Annotated in this window: 13 protein-coding genes; 1 reads left to right on the top strand and 12 read right to left on the bottom strand. The window is 62.8% G+C overall.

Translation table 11 applies throughout. The features are described from left to right. Nucleotides 1–21 precede the first annotated feature (21 nt). From J3P79_RS09285 to leuC, 12 genes are all read right to left on the bottom strand, one after another. Nucleotides 22–681, bottom strand: coding sequence for an SPOR domain-containing protein (locus J3P79_RS09285; RefSeq protein ID WP_434609891.1), 660 nt, complete (start codon nucleotides 679–681; stop codon nucleotides 22–24). Further along, nucleotides 665–1,972, bottom strand: coding sequence for a bifunctional tetrahydrofolate synthase/dihydrofolate synthase (gene folC / locus J3P79_RS09280; protein ID WP_434609890.1), 1,308 nt, complete (start codon nucleotides 1,970–1,972; stop codon nucleotides 665–667). The genes J3P79_RS09285 and folC overlap by 17 nt, the downstream gene beginning before the upstream one ends. Further along, nucleotides 1,969–2,889, bottom strand: a complete 921-nt coding sequence (gene accD, locus J3P79_RS09275; RefSeq protein ID WP_434609889.1) for an acetyl-CoA carboxylase, carboxyltransferase subunit beta — start codon at nucleotides 2,887–2,889, stop codon at nucleotides 1,969–1,971. The genes folC and accD overlap by 4 nt, the downstream gene beginning before the upstream one ends. Before the next feature lie 266 nt (nucleotides 2,890–3,155). Beyond that, a complete protein-coding gene (locus J3P79_RS09270) occupies nucleotides 3,156–3,779 on the bottom strand; it encodes a phosphoribosylanthranilate isomerase (protein WP_434609887.1) in 624 nt (207 codons plus the stop codon). 63 nt (nucleotides 3,780–3,842) lie between these two features. Continuing rightward, nucleotides 3,843–4,667, bottom strand: a complete 825-nt coding sequence (truA, locus tag J3P79_RS09265) for a tRNA pseudouridine(38-40) synthase TruA (RefSeq protein WP_434611414.1) — start codon at nucleotides 4,665–4,667, stop codon at nucleotides 3,843–3,845. Between the two features lie 193 nt (nucleotides 4,668–4,860). Next, complete coding sequence (locus tag J3P79_RS09260; RefSeq protein ID WP_434609885.1) at nucleotides 4,861–7,437, bottom strand: FimV/HubP family polar landmark protein; 2,577 nt, start codon at nucleotides 7,435–7,437, stop codon at nucleotides 4,861–4,863. Between the two features lie 210 nt (nucleotides 7,438–7,647). Next, complete coding sequence (locus J3P79_RS09255; RefSeq protein WP_434609883.1) at nucleotides 7,648–8,658, bottom strand: aspartate-semialdehyde dehydrogenase; 1,011 nt, start codon at nucleotides 8,656–8,658, stop codon at nucleotides 7,648–7,650. Between the two features lie 245 nt (nucleotides 8,659–8,903). Then, nucleotides 8,904–10,016, bottom strand: a complete 1,113-nt coding sequence (gene asd, locus J3P79_RS09250) for an aspartate-semialdehyde dehydrogenase (protein ID WP_434609881.1) — start codon at nucleotides 10,014–10,016, stop codon at nucleotides 8,904–8,906. A 54-nt stretch (nucleotides 10,017–10,070) separates the two neighbouring features. Further along, nucleotides 10,071–11,153: a 3-isopropylmalate dehydrogenase gene (gene leuB, locus J3P79_RS09245; RefSeq protein ID WP_063320312.1), complete on the bottom strand. Its 1,083-nt coding sequence runs from the start codon at nucleotides 11,151–11,153 to the stop codon at nucleotides 10,071–10,073. Between the two features lie 54 nt (nucleotides 11,154–11,207). Further along, entirely contained in the window at nucleotides 11,208–11,972 is a 765-nt protein-coding gene (locus J3P79_RS09240; RefSeq protein ID WP_434609879.1) for a class I SAM-dependent methyltransferase, read from the bottom strand. A gap of 157 nt (nucleotides 11,973–12,129) precedes the next feature. After that, nucleotides 12,130–12,774: a 3-isopropylmalate dehydratase small subunit gene (gene leuD, locus J3P79_RS09235; protein ID WP_030142033.1), complete on the bottom strand. Its 645-nt coding sequence runs from the start codon at nucleotides 12,772–12,774 to the stop codon at nucleotides 12,130–12,132. An 11-nt stretch (nucleotides 12,775–12,785) separates the two neighbouring features. Continuing rightward, nucleotides 12,786–14,204, bottom strand: coding sequence for a 3-isopropylmalate dehydratase large subunit (gene leuC, locus J3P79_RS09230; protein ID WP_434609877.1), 1,419 nt, complete (start codon nucleotides 14,202–14,204; stop codon nucleotides 12,786–12,788). 157 nt (nucleotides 14,205–14,361) lie between these two features. Between leuC and J3P79_RS09225 the strand changes: the two genes are divergently transcribed. Further along, entirely contained in the window at nucleotides 14,362–15,252 is an 891-nt protein-coding gene (locus J3P79_RS09225) for a LysR family transcriptional regulator (RefSeq protein ID WP_434609876.1), read from the top strand. Nucleotides 15,253–15,290 lie beyond the last annotated feature (38 nt).

Below are 15,290 nucleotides of genomic sequence, written 5' to 3'. Positions count from 1 at the left end.
TTCAAATCAGCTAAATGGCGGTCAACCGCGCTCTGGCTGGAAGCGCACCACAAAACCCTTGAGGTTCTGCTGGCGATTGAGCAAGTCGCGCAGGCGGTCGGCCTCGGCACGCTCGATCAACGGACCGACAAAGACCCGATTCTTGCCATCGGCGGAGCGGATGTAGGCGTTGTAGCCCTGGCTGCGTAGGTTCTTCTGCAGTTTTTCAGCGCTGTCACGACTGGTCAGGCTGGCCAGTTGCACCGACCAACTGACGGAGAGGCCGTTGGCATCGACGCGGCTCTGTGTAGTGTCTGGCTTGGGGGCGGCAGTGATGGGCTGGCTGGGCGCCGGCTTGTTCGCAGGGGTTGCCGGGGCAGGCGTTGGCGCGGCAACCGGCTTGCTCGGCACAGCCGGAGCAGGTGCGGGCGCGATAGGTGTAGCTGGAGCAGCAGGCTCCTGGGCCAGCTCTTCATCGCTCGGCACCGGCTCCTGGGGCAGCGCCTGCGGCTCGGGCACCGGCACCGGATCGACCTGCACAGGTGGCACCGAGGGCGTCTGGGGCGCGGCAGGCGCTTCAACGGTGACCTGGCGCTGCTCGTCCTGGCGGGAAAACAGCATCGGCAGGAAAATCACCGCCAGGGCCACCAATACCAGGGCTCCGACCATGCGCTGCTTATAAGCCTTATCCAGCAATGCCATCTGCAGCTTCCTCCGTGGAGCGCCGGGCCAGCCATTGAAGGGCCTCGGCGACGCAAAAAAATGAGCCGAACAACAGGATTTCATCATCGGCCGTCGCCAGAGCACACTGCCCTTCCAGCGCGTCGGCCACGCTGCCATAAGCATCCACCGAAGCGCCACGATGCTGCAAGGCTGCCTGCAACTCACCGGCAGGACGCGAACGCGGCGAATCCAACGGCGCCACGGCCCAGTGCTGGACACTAGCATTCAACGCATCGACAACGCCATCCAGGTCTTTGTCGGACAGCAGGCCAAACACCGCCAGGCGCTTGCCCGCCACCGGACGACGGGCCAACCGTTCCGCCAGGTACTGCGCCGCATGAGGGTTGTGGCCGACATCCAACAGCAGATTGAGGCGTTTGCCTTGCCAATCAAAGGAGCGGCGATCAAGACGACCGACGACGCGGGTCGCCTGCAACGCCTGGACGATTTGACCGGCTTCCCAGGGCAAGTCCATCAGCAAGTAGGCCTGCAACGCCAGTGCGGCGTTTTCCATCGGCAGGTCCAGCAGCGGCAGATCGTGCAGCTCGACGGGGTTGCCCCGGGCATCGCTGCCACGCCATTGCCAGTGCTGCTCGGTCATGGCCAGATCGAAATCCCGCCCGCGCAGAAAGAACGGACAACCCAGTTCGCGGACTTTATCCAGCAACGGTTGCGGCGGATCGAGATCGCCGCAGAGTGCCGGCGCACCCTGGCGAAAGATACCGGCCTTCTCGAAAGCAACGGATTCGCGGGTATTGCCCAGGTAATCGGCGTGATCAACCCCGATACTGGTGACCAGAGCAATGTCCGCATCCACGAGATTGACCGTATCCAGCCGTCCACCCAGGCCCACTTCGAGCACCACCGCATCCAGGCCGGCACGGGCAAACAGCCAGAACGCTGCCAGGGTGCCCATCTCGAAATACGTGAGAGTTGTATCGCCCCGCCCGACTTCCACCGCGGCAAAGGCTTCGCACAGCTGGGCGTCAGTGGCTTCGACGCCGTTCACTTGCACTCGCTCGTTGTAGCGCAGCAGGTGCGGCGAACTGTAGACACCGACACTCAGCCCCTGTGCCCGCAGCAGCGAGGCCACGAAGGCGCAGGTCGAACCCTTGCCGTTGGTGCCGGTGACGGTGATGACCCGGGGCGCCGGCCTGGCCAGTCCCATGCGGGACGCTACCGTTTGCGAGCGCCCCAGCCCCATGTCGATGGCCGTTGGATGCAACTGCTCGAGGTAGGCAAGCCAGTCGCCCAGGGTACGTTCGGTCATAGGCCGGCGGGCGCCGGCGGAACCACCATCGGCTCGATCGGCGTGGCGACGAACTTCGGCGTCGGCAGGCCCATCAGCTGCGCCAGCAGGTTACCCAGGCGCGGACGCAGTTCCTGGCGATGAATGATCATGTCGATCGCGCCGTGCTCCAGCAGGAATTCGCTGCGCTGGAAGCCTTCCGGGAGTTTTTCACGCACGGTCTGCTCGATCACGCGCGGGCCGGCGAAGCCGATCAGGGCTTTCGGCTCGCCGACGATCACGTCGCCCAGCATCGCCAGACTGGCAGAAACACCGCCATAGACCGGATCGGTCAGCACCGAGATGAACGGAATGCCTTCTTCACGCAGACGCGCCAGTACCGCGGAGGTCTTGGCCATTTGCATCAGCGAGATCAGGGCTTCCTGCATCCGCGCGCCACCGGAGGCGGCGAAGCAGATCATCGGGCAACGGTTTTCCAGGGCGTAGTTGGCCGCGCGAACGAAGCGCTCGCCGACGATGGCGCCCATGGAACCGCCCATGAAGGAAAATTCGAAGGCCGAAACCACCACCGGCATGCCCAGCAGGGTGCCGCTCATGGACACCAGGGCGTCTTTCTCGCCGGTCTGCTTCTGGGCCGCGGTCAGGCGATCCTTGTACTTCTTGCCGTCGCGGAATTTCAGGCGATCTACTGGCTCCAGGTCGGCACCCAGCTCCACGCGGCCTTCTGCGTCGAGGAAAATATCGATACGGGCACGCGCACCGATGCGCATGTGGTGGTTGCACTTGGGGCAAACGTCCAGGGTCTTTTCCAGCTCAGGACGGTACAGCACCGCTTCGCAGGATGGACATTTATGCCACAGACCTTCAGGCACCGAGCTTTTCTTCACCTCGGAACGCATGATCGAAGGGATCAGTTTGTCTACCAACCAGTTGCTCATGCTTTCTTTCTCCAGTACCGGCGGCCCGAACGCTCTGGTTCGCGGCCCCGCGTATGCCCTTGAGCTCAAATTCATTGTGCGGCGAGGATCGAAGACCGTCGCGGTCAGTGCGAAACATGACCTGCATCCAGCCCAACCATCCCCTGCCATCCCGGCAACCGCTACGCCGCGGTTACCCTTACGCTATCGGCCCGCCCGGAGGCGGCGCCTGCCTGTTGTGTACAGTGCAGGTATGGACGGCGGCAGTCTGCCAGCCGTCACATTGACTACTGGCTGCCGCGCACGGCCGCCATGAACGCCCGGATCTTCGCCGGGTCCTTGATACCCTTGGCCAGTTCCACCCCGCCGCTGACGTCCACCGCGTAGGGACGAACCTGGGCGATGGCCGCAGCCACGTTGTCCGGCGTCAGGCCACCGGCGAGGATGATCGGCTTGTGCAACCCCTGCGGCACCAGCGACCAATCGAACGCTTCGCCGGTCCCACCCGGGACACCCTCGACGTACGTGTCCAGCAAGATACCGCTGGCCCCGGAAAAAGCCTGGCAACTGGCCGCGATGTCGTCGCCTGCCTTGACCCGCAAAGCCTTGATGTACGGTCGATGCCAGCCTTCGCAGTCAGCCGGAGCCTCGTCGCCATGGAACTGCAGCAAGGCCAGCGGCACCGCGTCGAGGATTTCGCCCAGCTCGCAACGGCTGGCATTGACGAACAGGCCGACCGGCGTGACGAAGGGTGGCAAGGCCTGGATGATCGCCCTCGCCTGCTGCACCGTCACCGCCCGCGGACTCTTGGCGTAGAACACCAGCCCAATGGCGTCCGCCCCGGCCTCGACCGCCGCCAGCGCGTCTTCGACCCGGGTGATTCCGCATATCTTGCTGCGAACGACCGGCATGGTGAGTAAAACCTCAGGCAAATCCGTGAAAGTCCCGGATGGTAACAAATGCAGCGGAAGGCGTCAGCCGTCGAGTTCCGAGAAGCCCGTGAGGAAATGTGGCCCGATGTAACGCTGCGGCAACTCGAATTCGTCGTGATATTCCACCTGCACCAGGTACAGGCCAAACGGATGCGCCGTCACGCCACCCGAGCGACGAATGCGGCTCTCGAGCACTTCCTTGACCCATTCCACCGGCCGCTCACCCGCGCCGATGGTCATCAGTACACCGGCAATGTTGCGCACCATGTGGTGCAGGAACGCGCTGGCGCGGATATCGAGCACAATCATCTTGCCGTGACGGGTCACGCGCAGGTGATGCAGCTCCTTGATCGGCGACTTGGCCTGGCACTGGCCGGCGCGGAAAGCGCTGAAATCATGCACACCCACCAGGTATTGCGCGGCCTCGGCCATGCGCTCGACATCCAGCGGACGGTGGTTCCAGGTGATTTCCTCGTTCAGGTGCGCCGGGCGGATCTGATCGTTGTAGATGACGTAGCGGTAACGCCGGGCGATGGCCTTGAAGCGCGCATGGAAATGCGCCGGCATCGCCTTCGCCCAGCTGACGCTGACATCGTGCGGCAGGTTGATATTGGCGCCCATGACCCAGGCCTTCATCGAGCGCTCGACCTGGGTGTCGAAATGCACGACTTGCCCGCAAGCGTGCACGCCGGCGTCGGTGCGACCGGCGCAATGCAGCGACACGGGCGAATCGGCGACTTTGGACAGTGCGTCTTCGAGGGTTTCCTGCACCGTCAATACGCCGGAGGCCTGACGCTGCCAGCCGCGATAGCGCGAGCCTTTGTATTCAACGCCCAAGGCGATCCGGAAAAAGCCGTCGGCCGCCATTTCGGCGGCCGGGTTGTCTATGTTTGCCAAGGAATTACAGCCTGCTGAGGTACGCAAAGGCGGGCATTATAAAGCGGGTGAAGCGGGATGCCAGTGCAACCGTGGTTCCTGTGCGGGATGGACTGGTGCCTTCAACTCCAATGTAAACAAAAACGGCAGCCTCACCGGCTGCCGTTCTTGTTTTACCGCTGACTCACGCCAGCCGCGACAACATCTCCTTCGCTTCGCTCTGCTGGGTGGCGTCGCCTTCGCTGAGCACTTCGCCGAGGATATCCCGGGCGCCTTCGTTGTCGCCCATGTCGATGTAGGCCTGGGCCAGATCAAGCTTGGTCGCCACTTCGTCGGTGCCGCTGAGGAAATCGAAGTCCGGCTCGTCGTCGGCTGTCGCCAGGGCGTCCTCAGCTGTAAACGTTGGCTGACCAAGGCTGTCGGACAAGCGATCCAGCTCGGCGTTGACATCGTCCAGCTCGGATTCGAAGGCATCCTTCGGCTGCTCTTGGGCGTCCATCTCGTCAGCCAGGGACAGATCGAAATCCGCAGGCAGCTCAAGATCGTCAGCCGGCGTGTCATCCAGAGCGGGCGTTTCGGCGGCTGGGATGTCCAACCCCTTGAGGTCGTCATCCAGGTCCAGCAGGAAGTCTTCATCAGCCAAGGCTGGCGCTGGAGCATCGGCACCCAGGTCCAGATCGAACTCCGACAGATCGTCGAGGCTTTCGTTGGCCTCGGTCTGCTGCTTGAGCACCGATTCGAAACTCAGGTCATCGTCTTCCGGAAACGCGTCCAGCTCGGCGATTGGCTCAGGGGCCGGCGCGGCTGGCGCCGTGTCCATGTCCTCCAGGCTCAGGTCAAAAGCGCTGTCCAGCTCTTCGTCGGTTGGCGATTTATCTTCCAACAGCTCCTTGACGTACTGGGCATCCAACTCAGCGGCTACGGCAGCCGCGGCCAGGCCTGCGCCAGCGGCGACCGCCATGGCCGGGAAGCGGCTCTTGAGCTGTTCGACCTGGGCATAGTTCTCGCCATTGGCGACCAACTGGCGCTCCTGGGCGACAAAGGCGTCGCGATCGCCCTGCTGCCCGAAAACTTCCATCAATTTCAAACGCAGGTCGCTGCGCTGCGGTTCGGCCTTGATGCCTTGTTCAAGCAGGTCGGCGGCCTGATTCAAACGACCACGATCAATGTGCGACTGCGCCTGGGGCAATACGTCGTCCGAGCGGTCGGCGGCCGGTGCCACCAGCGGTGCGGCGATGGGTGGCGTGACCACAACGGGCGCAACCACCGGGGCTGGTTTCGGGGCCGGGGCTGGCTTTGGCTCGAGTTTGACGCTAGGCGGTGGTACTTCAATGCCCTCGAAGCTGCTCGGGGGCAGATCGAGCTCCGGGGAGAAATCGGCCTCCTCCTCGAGGGCTCGGGCCATGCGCAGATGTTTCTCGGCTTCCTGCTGGGCCTTGCGGCGACGGGCCAGGAGCAACAGCAGCAGCAACAGGACCAATGCACCGCCGCCAATCAGTCCCAGCAGGATCGGATTGGTCAGCAGATCGTTGTACTTTTTCTCGTCTGCGGCGGCCGGCACTGGCTCGGCGGGAGTGGCAGGCGGTGTCGCTTCAGAGCCAGCCTGATTTGCCGGGGCGGATTCCTGCGAAGGTGCCGCTGGCGCGGGGGTCAGTTCCGCCGACATTGCCGGCGTCGACTCGCCGGCGGGCGGGACAGCGCCGCCTTCGGCCTGCATTTTCGCCAGTTGATTGTTCTTCAGCTCGATCAGGCGCTGCAGCTTGTCCAGCTGGCTCTGCAGATCGGCCATGCGGCTTTTCAATTCTTCGTTGTCGCGACGAGCCGAATCGAGGCTCTCCTGGGTCACTGCAAGCTGGTTGCTCAACGCCTGGGCATCACCCGCGGCGCCTTTACCCTTGGCGCCCGCCTTCGCCGACTCGGCGGAAACCAGGCTCAGGTTATCGCGCGCAGCGCCTTGGGCTGGGGCGTTTTCACCACCGCCACGCCGGGTGGCGTCCAACTGCTGGCGGCCACTGCCCGCCCCGCCACGACGCCCCTGGCGCCAGGCAGCGTTCTGGGCTGCCACTTCGGCGATGGCCTGGGGTTGCGGCAACGCCGTGCTTTGCACCGGATCGGGCAGGCGCAATACCTGGCCGGTCTTGAGCAGGTTGATGTTGCCGTTGATGAATGCGTTCGGGTTCAACGCCTGGATTGCCAGCATGGTTTGCTGCACCGAGCCGCCGTTGCGCACCTTGGCAGCGATTTCCCACAGGGTATCGCGCGGCGTGGTGGTGTATTGGGACGGCTTGGTAGCCCCAGTGACCGGCGCGGAGACCACTTGGGGTGGCTTCGCCCGAGCGGCGTCGGCGGCCTGTGGCGAAAATTTGGAGGGATCGAGCAGTACGCTGTAGTCACGCAGCAAGCGGCCGTTGGGCCACATCACCTGCACCAGGAACTTGACCATCGGCTCGGATAACGGCCGGCTGGAAGTCACCCGCAGGACGCTCCTGCCGTTGGCGTTGATCACCGGTGTGAAGCTCAAATCGTTGAGAAAGGCTTGGCGATCAATGCCCGCCTTGGCGAATTCTTCGGGCGGGGCCAGGCTCGGCACCACCTCGGCGGCGGTCAGTTGCTGGACATCGAGCAGTTCGATTTCGGCCACCAGAGGCTGGTTCGGCGGCGACTTGAGGGTCAATTCCCCGAGTCCGAGCGCTTGCGCCATACCGGAGGACAGCGCCGAGGCGGCCGCTATTGCTAACACCAGTTTGCGAACTTGAACCATAGCCTCTTCCTTTGTTTGAACATTCCTCGGCCAGCGAGAAGGTATTGATGCCGCTGCCGTAAGGCATTGCGCGCAGCCCAGATGCGACGGTCCGCGCGATCATTTCACTCATGCCCCGGGAATGTCCCCCTGAGGAATGTTCGCCTTCAGCACTCCGACCAAGCATAGCGCCCAGCTAGAACCATTCGACAAATTGTTGCCAAGTATCTTTTACAGCAGGTCTTTTATCAACAACTCAGCCACCTGCACGGCATTGAGCGCCGTACCCTTGCGCACGTTATCTGACGTCAGCCACATGTTTAGTTCCGCCGGATCGTCGATCCCGCCGCGCACACGACCAACGTAGACCACATCCTGCCCCACTGCATCGCCGACCGCAGTCGGGTAATCGCCCGCCTCCACCAGCTCGATGCCGGGCGCCGCTTCCAGGGCTGCGTTGACCTTGGCCAGGTCGATGGCATTCGCAGACTGCACGGTTACGCTAAAGCTATCGCCAAAAAACACCGGGGCTTGAATGCAAGTGACGGAAATCTTTAACAAAGGTTGATCCAGCACCTGACGCAACTCACGGACCAGGCGTTTCTCCAGCGAGGTATGGCCCTGCTCGTCCGGGGCACCGACCTGGGCCAACAGGTTGAACGCCATTTGCCGGTCAAAAAACTGTGGTTCCAGCGGACGAGCGTTGAGCAACTCGGCGGTCTGGCGCGCCAGTTCGCTCACGGCCACGCGGCCCTGGGCCGATACGGCGAGGCTGGCGGTCAGGCTGATGCGCTGCAGATCCAGGCATGCGCGCAGCGGCGCCAGCACCACCGCCAAGGCCGTGGCCGATGCGCTAGGGCTGCTGACCTGCAGCGGCTTGCCCAGGCCGGCCAGGACCTGGGCGTTGGCTTCCGGCACGATCTGCGGCGCCTGCTCGGGCGGCAAGGCGCCAGACAAATCGATCAGCGCGCAGCCGGCCGCCGTGGCCCGCGGGGCGAAACTCAGGGTCACCGCCGGGCCAGCGGCGAAGAACACCAACTGGACTTTGCCGAAATCGAATTCGTCGACCTCGCGCACCCGCACGTTTTTTCCGCGGAACATCACCGAACTGCCCGCCGATTCGCTGCTGGCCAGCAGGTGCAGGTTAGCGACCGGGAAGTCCCGTTCTTCAAGAATCTGGACGAGGGTTTCGCCGACAGTACCGGTGGCGCCGATCACGGCAATATCAAAGGACTGGCTCATGGGTCTACCTCAGGTAAAACGTGGGGAGCGGCACTTTACCGGGTGGTGGGTGGGCAAGCAATTGAACACAAGAGAACCTGTGGCGAGGGAGCTTGCTCCCGCTCGGTTGCGTAGCGACCGCCAGATTGTTGGGGCTGCTGCGCAGCCCAGCGGGAGCAAGCTCCCTCGCCACGGGGATTGCACCAAACCAATAGAAAAAACCCGCACCTCTCACAAGGCACGGGCTCTTTCACAGCAGCTATCGATCAACGCTCGAGAAGGATCCGCAGCATGCGACGCAGCGGTTCGGCCGCGCCCCACAGCAGTTGGTCGCCGACGGTGAAGGCACCGACGAACTGCGATCCCATGTTCAACTTGCGCAGACGGCCCACCGGTACGTTCAGGGTGCCGGTGACCTTGGTCGGGCTCAGCTCCTGCATGCTGGTTTCGCGGTTGTTCGGCACCAGCTTGACCCATGGGTTGTGCTGGCTGATCAGGCCTTCGATGTCGGCGATCGGTACGTCTTTGTTCAGCTTGATGGTCAGCGCCTGGCTGTGGCAGCGCATGGCGCCGATGCGCACGCAGATACCGTCCACCGGGATCGGGCTCTTGAAGCGACCGAGGATCTTGTTGGTTTCGGCCTGGGCCTTCCATTCTTCACGGCTCTGGCCGTTAGGCAGTTCCTTGTCGATCCATGGAATCAGGCTGCCGGCCAGCGGCACACCGAAATTCTCGGTCGGGTAGGCATCGCTGCGCATCGCTTCGGCGACCTTGCGGTCGATGTCGAGGATGGCACTGGCCGGATTCGCCAGTTCATCGGCCACGGCGCCGTGGGTCACGCCCATTTGCTTGATCAGCTCACGCATGTGCTGCGCGCCGCCACCGGAAGCCGCCTGGTAGGTCATGGCGCTCATCCATTCCACCAGACCGGCTTCGAACAAGCCGCCCAGGCCCATCAACATCAGGCTGACGGTGCAGTTGCCGCCAATGTAGTTCTTGGTGCCCGCGTCCAACTGCTGGTCGATGACCTTGCGGTTGACCGGATCGAGGATGATCACCGCGTCGTCCTGCATGCGCAGGCTGGAAGCGGCGTCGATCCAGTAGCCCTGCCAGCCGGCTTCACGCAGCTTCGGGAACACTTCGCTGGTGTAGTCGCCGCCCTGGCAGGTCAGGATCACGTCGAGGGTCTTGAGCTCGTCGATGCTGTAGGCATCCTTGAGCACACCGGTGTCCTTGCCCACGGACGGGCCCTGGCCACCAACGTTGGAGGTGGTGAAAAACACCGGCTCAATGAGATCGAAATCCTGCTCTTCCAGCATTCGCTGCATGAGCACGGAACCGACCATGCCGCGCCAACCGATCAGACCTACACGTTTCATCGCAACTACACCTATACAAAAGTGGGCCACCGTCGAAGCGGTGGGCCCGAAAGATTACAGATTCCGCAGCGCGGCGACTACTGCATCGCCCATTTGCTGCGTACCGACTTTGGTACAACCTTGCGACCAGATATCACCGGTGCGCAAGCCTTGGTCCAGGACCACGCTGACGGCTTTTTCGATCGCGTCGGCGGCATCGTTCAAGTTGAAGCTGTAGCGCAGCATCATCGACACCGACAGGATGGTCGCCAACGGGTTGGCAATGCCCTGCCCCGCGATGTCCGGTGCCGAACCGTGGCACGGCTCGTACATGCCCTTGTTGTTGGCGTCCAGGGAAGCGGACGGCAGCATGCCGATGGAACCGGTGAGCATCGACGCTTCGTCGGACAGGATGTCGCCGAACATGTTGTCGGTGACGATCACGTCGAACTGCTTCGGTGCTCGGACCAATTGCATCGCGGCGTTGTCGACGTACATGTGGCTCAGCTCGATGTCCGGGTAATCCTTCGCCACCTGTTCGACCACTTCACGCCACAGCTGGCTGGAAGCCAGGACGTTGGCCTTGTCCACCGAGCACAGCTTCTTGCCACGCACGCGGGCCATGTCGAAGCCGACCCGGGCGATACGGCGGATTTCGCTTTCGCTGTACGGCAGGGTGTCGTAGGCCTGGCGCTCACCATTCTCCAGCTCACGGGTGCCGCGCGGGGCGCCGAAGTAGATACCGCCGGTCAGCTCGCGGACGATAAGAATATCCAGGCCGGAAACGATTTCCGGCTTCAGGCTCGAGGCATCGGCCAGTTGGGGATAGAGGATCGCCGGACGCAGGTTGCCGAACAGCCCCAGTTGCGCACGAATCTTCAGCAGGCCGCGCTCAGGGCGGATGTCGCGTTCGATCTTGTCCCATTTCGGGCCGCCCACGGCGCCCAGCAGCACGGCATCGGCCGCACGGGCACGGTCCAGGGTTTCATCGGCCAGGGGCACGCCGTGCTTGTCGATGGCCGCGCCACCGATGACATCGTGGCTGAGTTCGAAGCCCAGGCCGTACTTGTCGTTCGCCAGCTCCAGGACCTTGACCGCCTCGGCCATGATTTCCGGGCCGATGCCGTCACCTGGGAGAATCAGAATCTGCTTGCTCATGCTTTCCTCGTTTGCTCTGTCGACTCGCGCCGCTAAGGCCGGTCGGGAAAAATGCTATCGCTCGGCCCACAGCACCAGCACATCAGTACTGAACGAACCATCGGCCTCAATCTCAAAATATTCACGCACTTCGTCGCCCATCGAACGCTGCAGCTGCAGGATCGCTGCGCGCATCACCTCGGGTGTGCGCATGCGCTCGACCCAGGAGCGGTACTCCAGGCGCAGACGCTGGCGCGAGGTGCTGCGGGTGTGCAGCCCCGCTTCGCTGACCTGGCGTAACCACTCTGCAGCCGAATAGTCGCGCACATGGCTGGTGTCGCGCAGCACTTCGATGCTTTGCAGGTACGTGTCCAACAACGGCATGCCCGGCGACAGGATATCGATGAACGCCACCACCCCGCCCGGCTTCAGCACCCGGCGCACCTCCCGCAATGCCAGGCCGAGATCGCTCCAATGATGCGCCGAATAGCGGCTGAACACGAAGTCGAACTCAGCGTCGGCGAATGGCAACCGCTCGGCGGCGCCCCGTACCGTGCGGATATTGCCCAGGGCGCGCTCAACCGCTGCGGCGGTCACCACGTCGAGCATCTGCTGGGACAGGTCGTAGGCCACCACTTCACCGGCCAGCGCCGCCACGTGGAAACTCACATGGCCGGCGCCGCAGCCCAGGTCCAGCACCCGCGCATCGCCACGGCCGGCCAACGCCGCTTGTAGCAGCGCGAATTCAGCGCCCTGGGCGTGCACGGCACTGCTCAGGTAGGCCGAGGCCTGTTCACCGAATTGCTTTTGTACGACTTGGCTGTGGGCGGTGCTGGTCATGGGTGGTTTCCTTTTGGTGTTGTGTTGCCTGGGCGGGCCTCATCGCGAGCAAGCCCGCTCCCACAGGGAATTTGTGGCGTTCACAAAACACCTGTGGGAGCGAGCTTGCTCCGGGCGGCGATCCGACGATAGGGCCGGTACTGCCTACATCAATCCATCAAGCATCGCGAAACAACCAAGGCTGGCTCGCCCGATGCTTGGCCTCGAACGCGGCAATCGCCTCGCCGTCCTGCAAGGTCAGGCCAATATCATCCAGGCCATTGAGCAGGCAATGCTTGCGGAACGCATCGATCTCGAACCCCAGCACCTTGCCATCGGGACGGGTCACCGTCTGGGCGGCCAAGTCGATCTGCAGTTGATAGCCGGGATTGGCCTCGACCTGCTGGAACAGCTCATCCACCTCGGCGTCGCTGAGGATGATCGGCAGCAAGCCGTTCTTGAAGCTGTTGTTGAAGAAGATGTCGGCGTAGCTCGGCGCGATGATGCTGCGAAAACCGTACTCTTCCAGGGCCCACGGCGCGTGCTCACGGCTCGAACCGCAGCCGAAGTTCTCCCGGGCCAGCAACACGCTGGCGCCTTGGTAACGCTCGGCGTTGAGCACGAAATCCTTGTTCAACGGACGCTTGGAATTGTCCTGGTACGGCTGGCCGACATCCAGGTAACGCCACTCGTCGAACAGGTTCGGGCCAAAACCGGTGCGCTTGATGGACTTCAAGAACTGCTTGGGGATGATCTGGTCGGTGTCGACGTTGGCACGATCCAAAGGCGCGACAAGACCGGTGTGCTGGGTAAAAGCTTTCATGCTGCGCTCCTTCAGATCAATTCGCGGACGTCGACGAAACGGCCGTTGACAGCCGCCGCGGCGGCCATCGCCGGGCTCACCAGGTGCGTACGGCCACCGGCGCCCTGACGGCCTTCGAAGTTACGGTTGGAGGTGGAAGCGCAATGCTCGCCCGACTCCAAACGGTCCGGGTTCATCGCCAGGCACATCGAGCACCCCGGCTCACGCCATTCGAAACCGGCTTCGAGGAAAATCTTGTCGAGCCCTTCCGCTTCGGCCTGGGCTTTCACCAGGCCCGAGCCCGGCACCACGATGGCCTGCTTGATGGTCGACGCGACCTTGCGGCCCTTGGCGATTACCGCTGCGGCGCGCAAATCTTCGATCCGCGAGTTGGTGCAGGAGCCGATGAACACGCGGTCGAGCTGAATGTCGGTGATCGCCTGGTTGGCGCTCAAGCCCATGTATTTCAAGGCACGGACGATAGAGTCGCGCTTGACCAGGTCCATTTCCTTGGCCGGATCCGGTACGTTCTGGTCCACGGCCAACACCATCTCAGGCGAAGTGCCCCAGCTGACTTGCGGCTTGATCTGCGTCGCGTCGAGCTCGACCACGGTGTCGAACTTGGCGTCAGCGTCCGACACCAGGTCTTTCCAGGCTTCGACCGCCATGTCCCATTCGGCGCCTTTTGGCGCGAACGGACGGCCCTTGACGTATTCCACGGTTTTTTCATCGGCGGCCACCAAACCGACGCGGGCGCCGGCTTCGATGGACATGTTGCAGATGGTCATGCGGCCCTCGACGGACAAGTCGCGGATCGCGCTGCCGGCGAATTCGATGGCATGGCCGTTGCCGCCAGCGGTGCCGATCTTGCCGATCACCGCCAGGACGATGTCCTTGGCGGTCACGCCGAACGGCAACTTGCCTTCGACGCGCACCAGCATGTTTTTCATTTTCTTGGCGACCAGGCACTGGGTGGCGAGCACATGCTCGACCTCGGACGTGCCGATGCCATGGGCCAGGGCGCCGAAAGCGCCATGGGTCGAGGTATGCGAGTCGCCGCAGACTACGGTCATGCCGGGCAAGGTCGCGCCCTGCTCCGGGCCGATGACGTGGACGATGCCTTGGCGCACGTCGTTCATCTTGAATTCGATGATGCCGTATTCGTCACAGTTGTCGTCGAGGGTCTGGACTTGCAAGCGCGAGACCTGGTCGGCAATGGCTTCGATGCCGCCCTTGCGCTCGGGCGTGGTCGGTACGTTGTGGTCCGGGGTCGCGATGTTGGCATCGATGCGCCACGGCTTGCGCCCGGCAAGGCGCAGGCCCTCGAAGGCTTGCGGCGAGGTCACTTCATGGATGATGTGACGGTCGATGTAGATCAGCGCCGAGCCATCGTCGCGCTGCTTGACCAAATGCGAATCCCAGAGCTTGTCGTAGAGCGTTTTGCCGGCCATCAGACGGTTTCCTCATCAGCTTGTTTCTATGCCCTGGGTCTTGAGCGGCTCAATGACCCCTTGGCTTGTGAGGCTGATGTTATGAGGCTACATTAAATAACTCAAATTCATATTTTTCATGCTTTGCATAACCAACAGGAATTCGACCAAGACGGCCATGGACCTAGCCAACCTCAACGCCTTTATTGCCATCGCCGAGACCGGCAGTTTCTCCGGCGCCGGCGAGCGCCTGCACCTGACTCAACCCGCCATCAGCAAGCGGATTGCCGGGCTGGAACAGCAGCTCAATGTGCGCCTGTTCGATCGGCTGGGCCGTGAAATCGGCCTGACCGAAGCCGGCCGCGCCCTGCTGCCACGGGCCTATCAGATCCTCAACGTGCTCGACGACACCCGTCGCGCCCTGACCAACCTGACCGGAGAAGTGACCGGGCGGTTGACCCTCGCCACCAGTCACCACATCGGCTTGCATCGCTTGCCTTCCTTATTAAGGGCGTTCACCCGACGCTACCCACAGGTGGCATTGGATATTCAGTTCCTGGATTCGGAAGTGGCCTACGAGGAAATCCTCCACGGCCGCGCGGAACTGGCGGTCATCACCCTCGCCCCCGAGCCCCACGCGCTGGTAAGCGCCAAGCCGGTGTGGGACGACCCGCTGGATTTCGTCGTAGCGCCGGAACATGTGCTGCTGGAAAACGGCGCGGTGAACCTGGCGGACATCGCATTGCATCCGGCGGTTTTCCCGGGCGGTAATACGTTCACCCATCACATCGTGCGGCGGCTCTTCGAAGCACAGGGCCTGACTCCGAATATCGCCATGAGCACGAATTATCTGGAAACCATAAAAATGATGGTCTCCATCGGCCTGGCCTGGAGCGTCCTGCCGCGCACCATGCTCGATGAACAGGTCGCGCGCATTCCTTTGCCGGGCATACAGCTCAGTCGCCAGCTAGGCTATATCGTGCACACCGAACGGACGCTGTCGAATGCAGCACGGGCTTTCATGGCTCTACTGGACGCACAAATCGATCTGCCAGGGACAAGGGCATAAGTTGTGCTACTCCTATAGGGCCATTACGCCTGTGCTTA

It is taken from the genome of Pseudomonas sp. R1-7 (assembly GCF_051132105.1).
Taxonomy (GTDB): Bacteria; Pseudomonadota; Gammaproteobacteria; order Pseudomonadales; family Pseudomonadaceae; genus Aquipseudomonas.
The sequence above is the reverse complement of the archived record's forward strand: the minus strand, read 5'-3'. Positions and strand labels throughout refer to the sequence as shown.

Coding starts and splice junctions, on each gene's coding strand:
- leuB (WP_063320312.1), bottom strand. CDS start 11,153: ATGAGCAAGCAGATTCTGATTCTCCCAGGTGACGGCATCGGCCCGGAA.
- asd (WP_434609881.1), bottom strand. CDS start 10,016: ATGAAACGTGTAGGTCTGATCGGTTGGCGCGGCATGGTCGGTTCCGTG.
- accD (WP_434609889.1), bottom strand. CDS start 2,889: ATGAGCAACTGGTTGGTAGACAAACTGATCCCTTCGATCATGCGTTCC.
- J3P79_RS09255 (WP_434609883.1), bottom strand. CDS start 8,658: ATGAGCCAGTCCTTTGATATTGCCGTGATCGGCGCCACCGGTACTGTC.
- leuD (WP_030142033.1), bottom strand. CDS start 12,774: ATGAAAGCTTTTACCCAGCACACCGGTCTTGTCGCGCCTTTGGATCGT.
- truA (WP_434611414.1), bottom strand. CDS start 4,667: ATGGCGGCCGACGGCTTTTTCCGGATCGCCTTGGGCGTTGAATACAAA.
- folC (WP_434609890.1), bottom strand. CDS start 1,972: ATGACCGAACGTACCCTGGGCGACTGGCTTGCCTACCTCGAGCAGTTG.
- J3P79_RS09285 (WP_434609891.1), bottom strand. CDS start 681: ATGGCATTGCTGGATAAGGCTTATAAGCAGCGCATGGTCGGAGCCCTG.
- leuC (WP_434609877.1), bottom strand. CDS start 14,204: ATGGCCGGCAAAACGCTCTACGACAAGCTCTGGGATTCGCATTTGGTC.
- J3P79_RS09260 (WP_434609885.1), bottom strand. CDS start 7,437: ATGGTTCAAGTTCGCAAACTGGTGTTAGCAATAGCGGCCGCCTCGGCG.
- J3P79_RS09270 (WP_434609887.1), bottom strand. CDS start 3,779: ATGCCGGTCGTTCGCAGCAAGATATGCGGAATCACCCGGGTCGAAGAC.
- J3P79_RS09225 (WP_434609876.1), top strand. CDS start 14,362: ATGGACCTAGCCAACCTCAACGCCTTTATTGCCATCGCCGAGACCGGC.
- J3P79_RS09240 (WP_434609879.1), bottom strand. CDS start 11,972: ATGACCAGCACCGCCCACAGCCAAGTCGTACAAAAGCAATTCGGTGAA.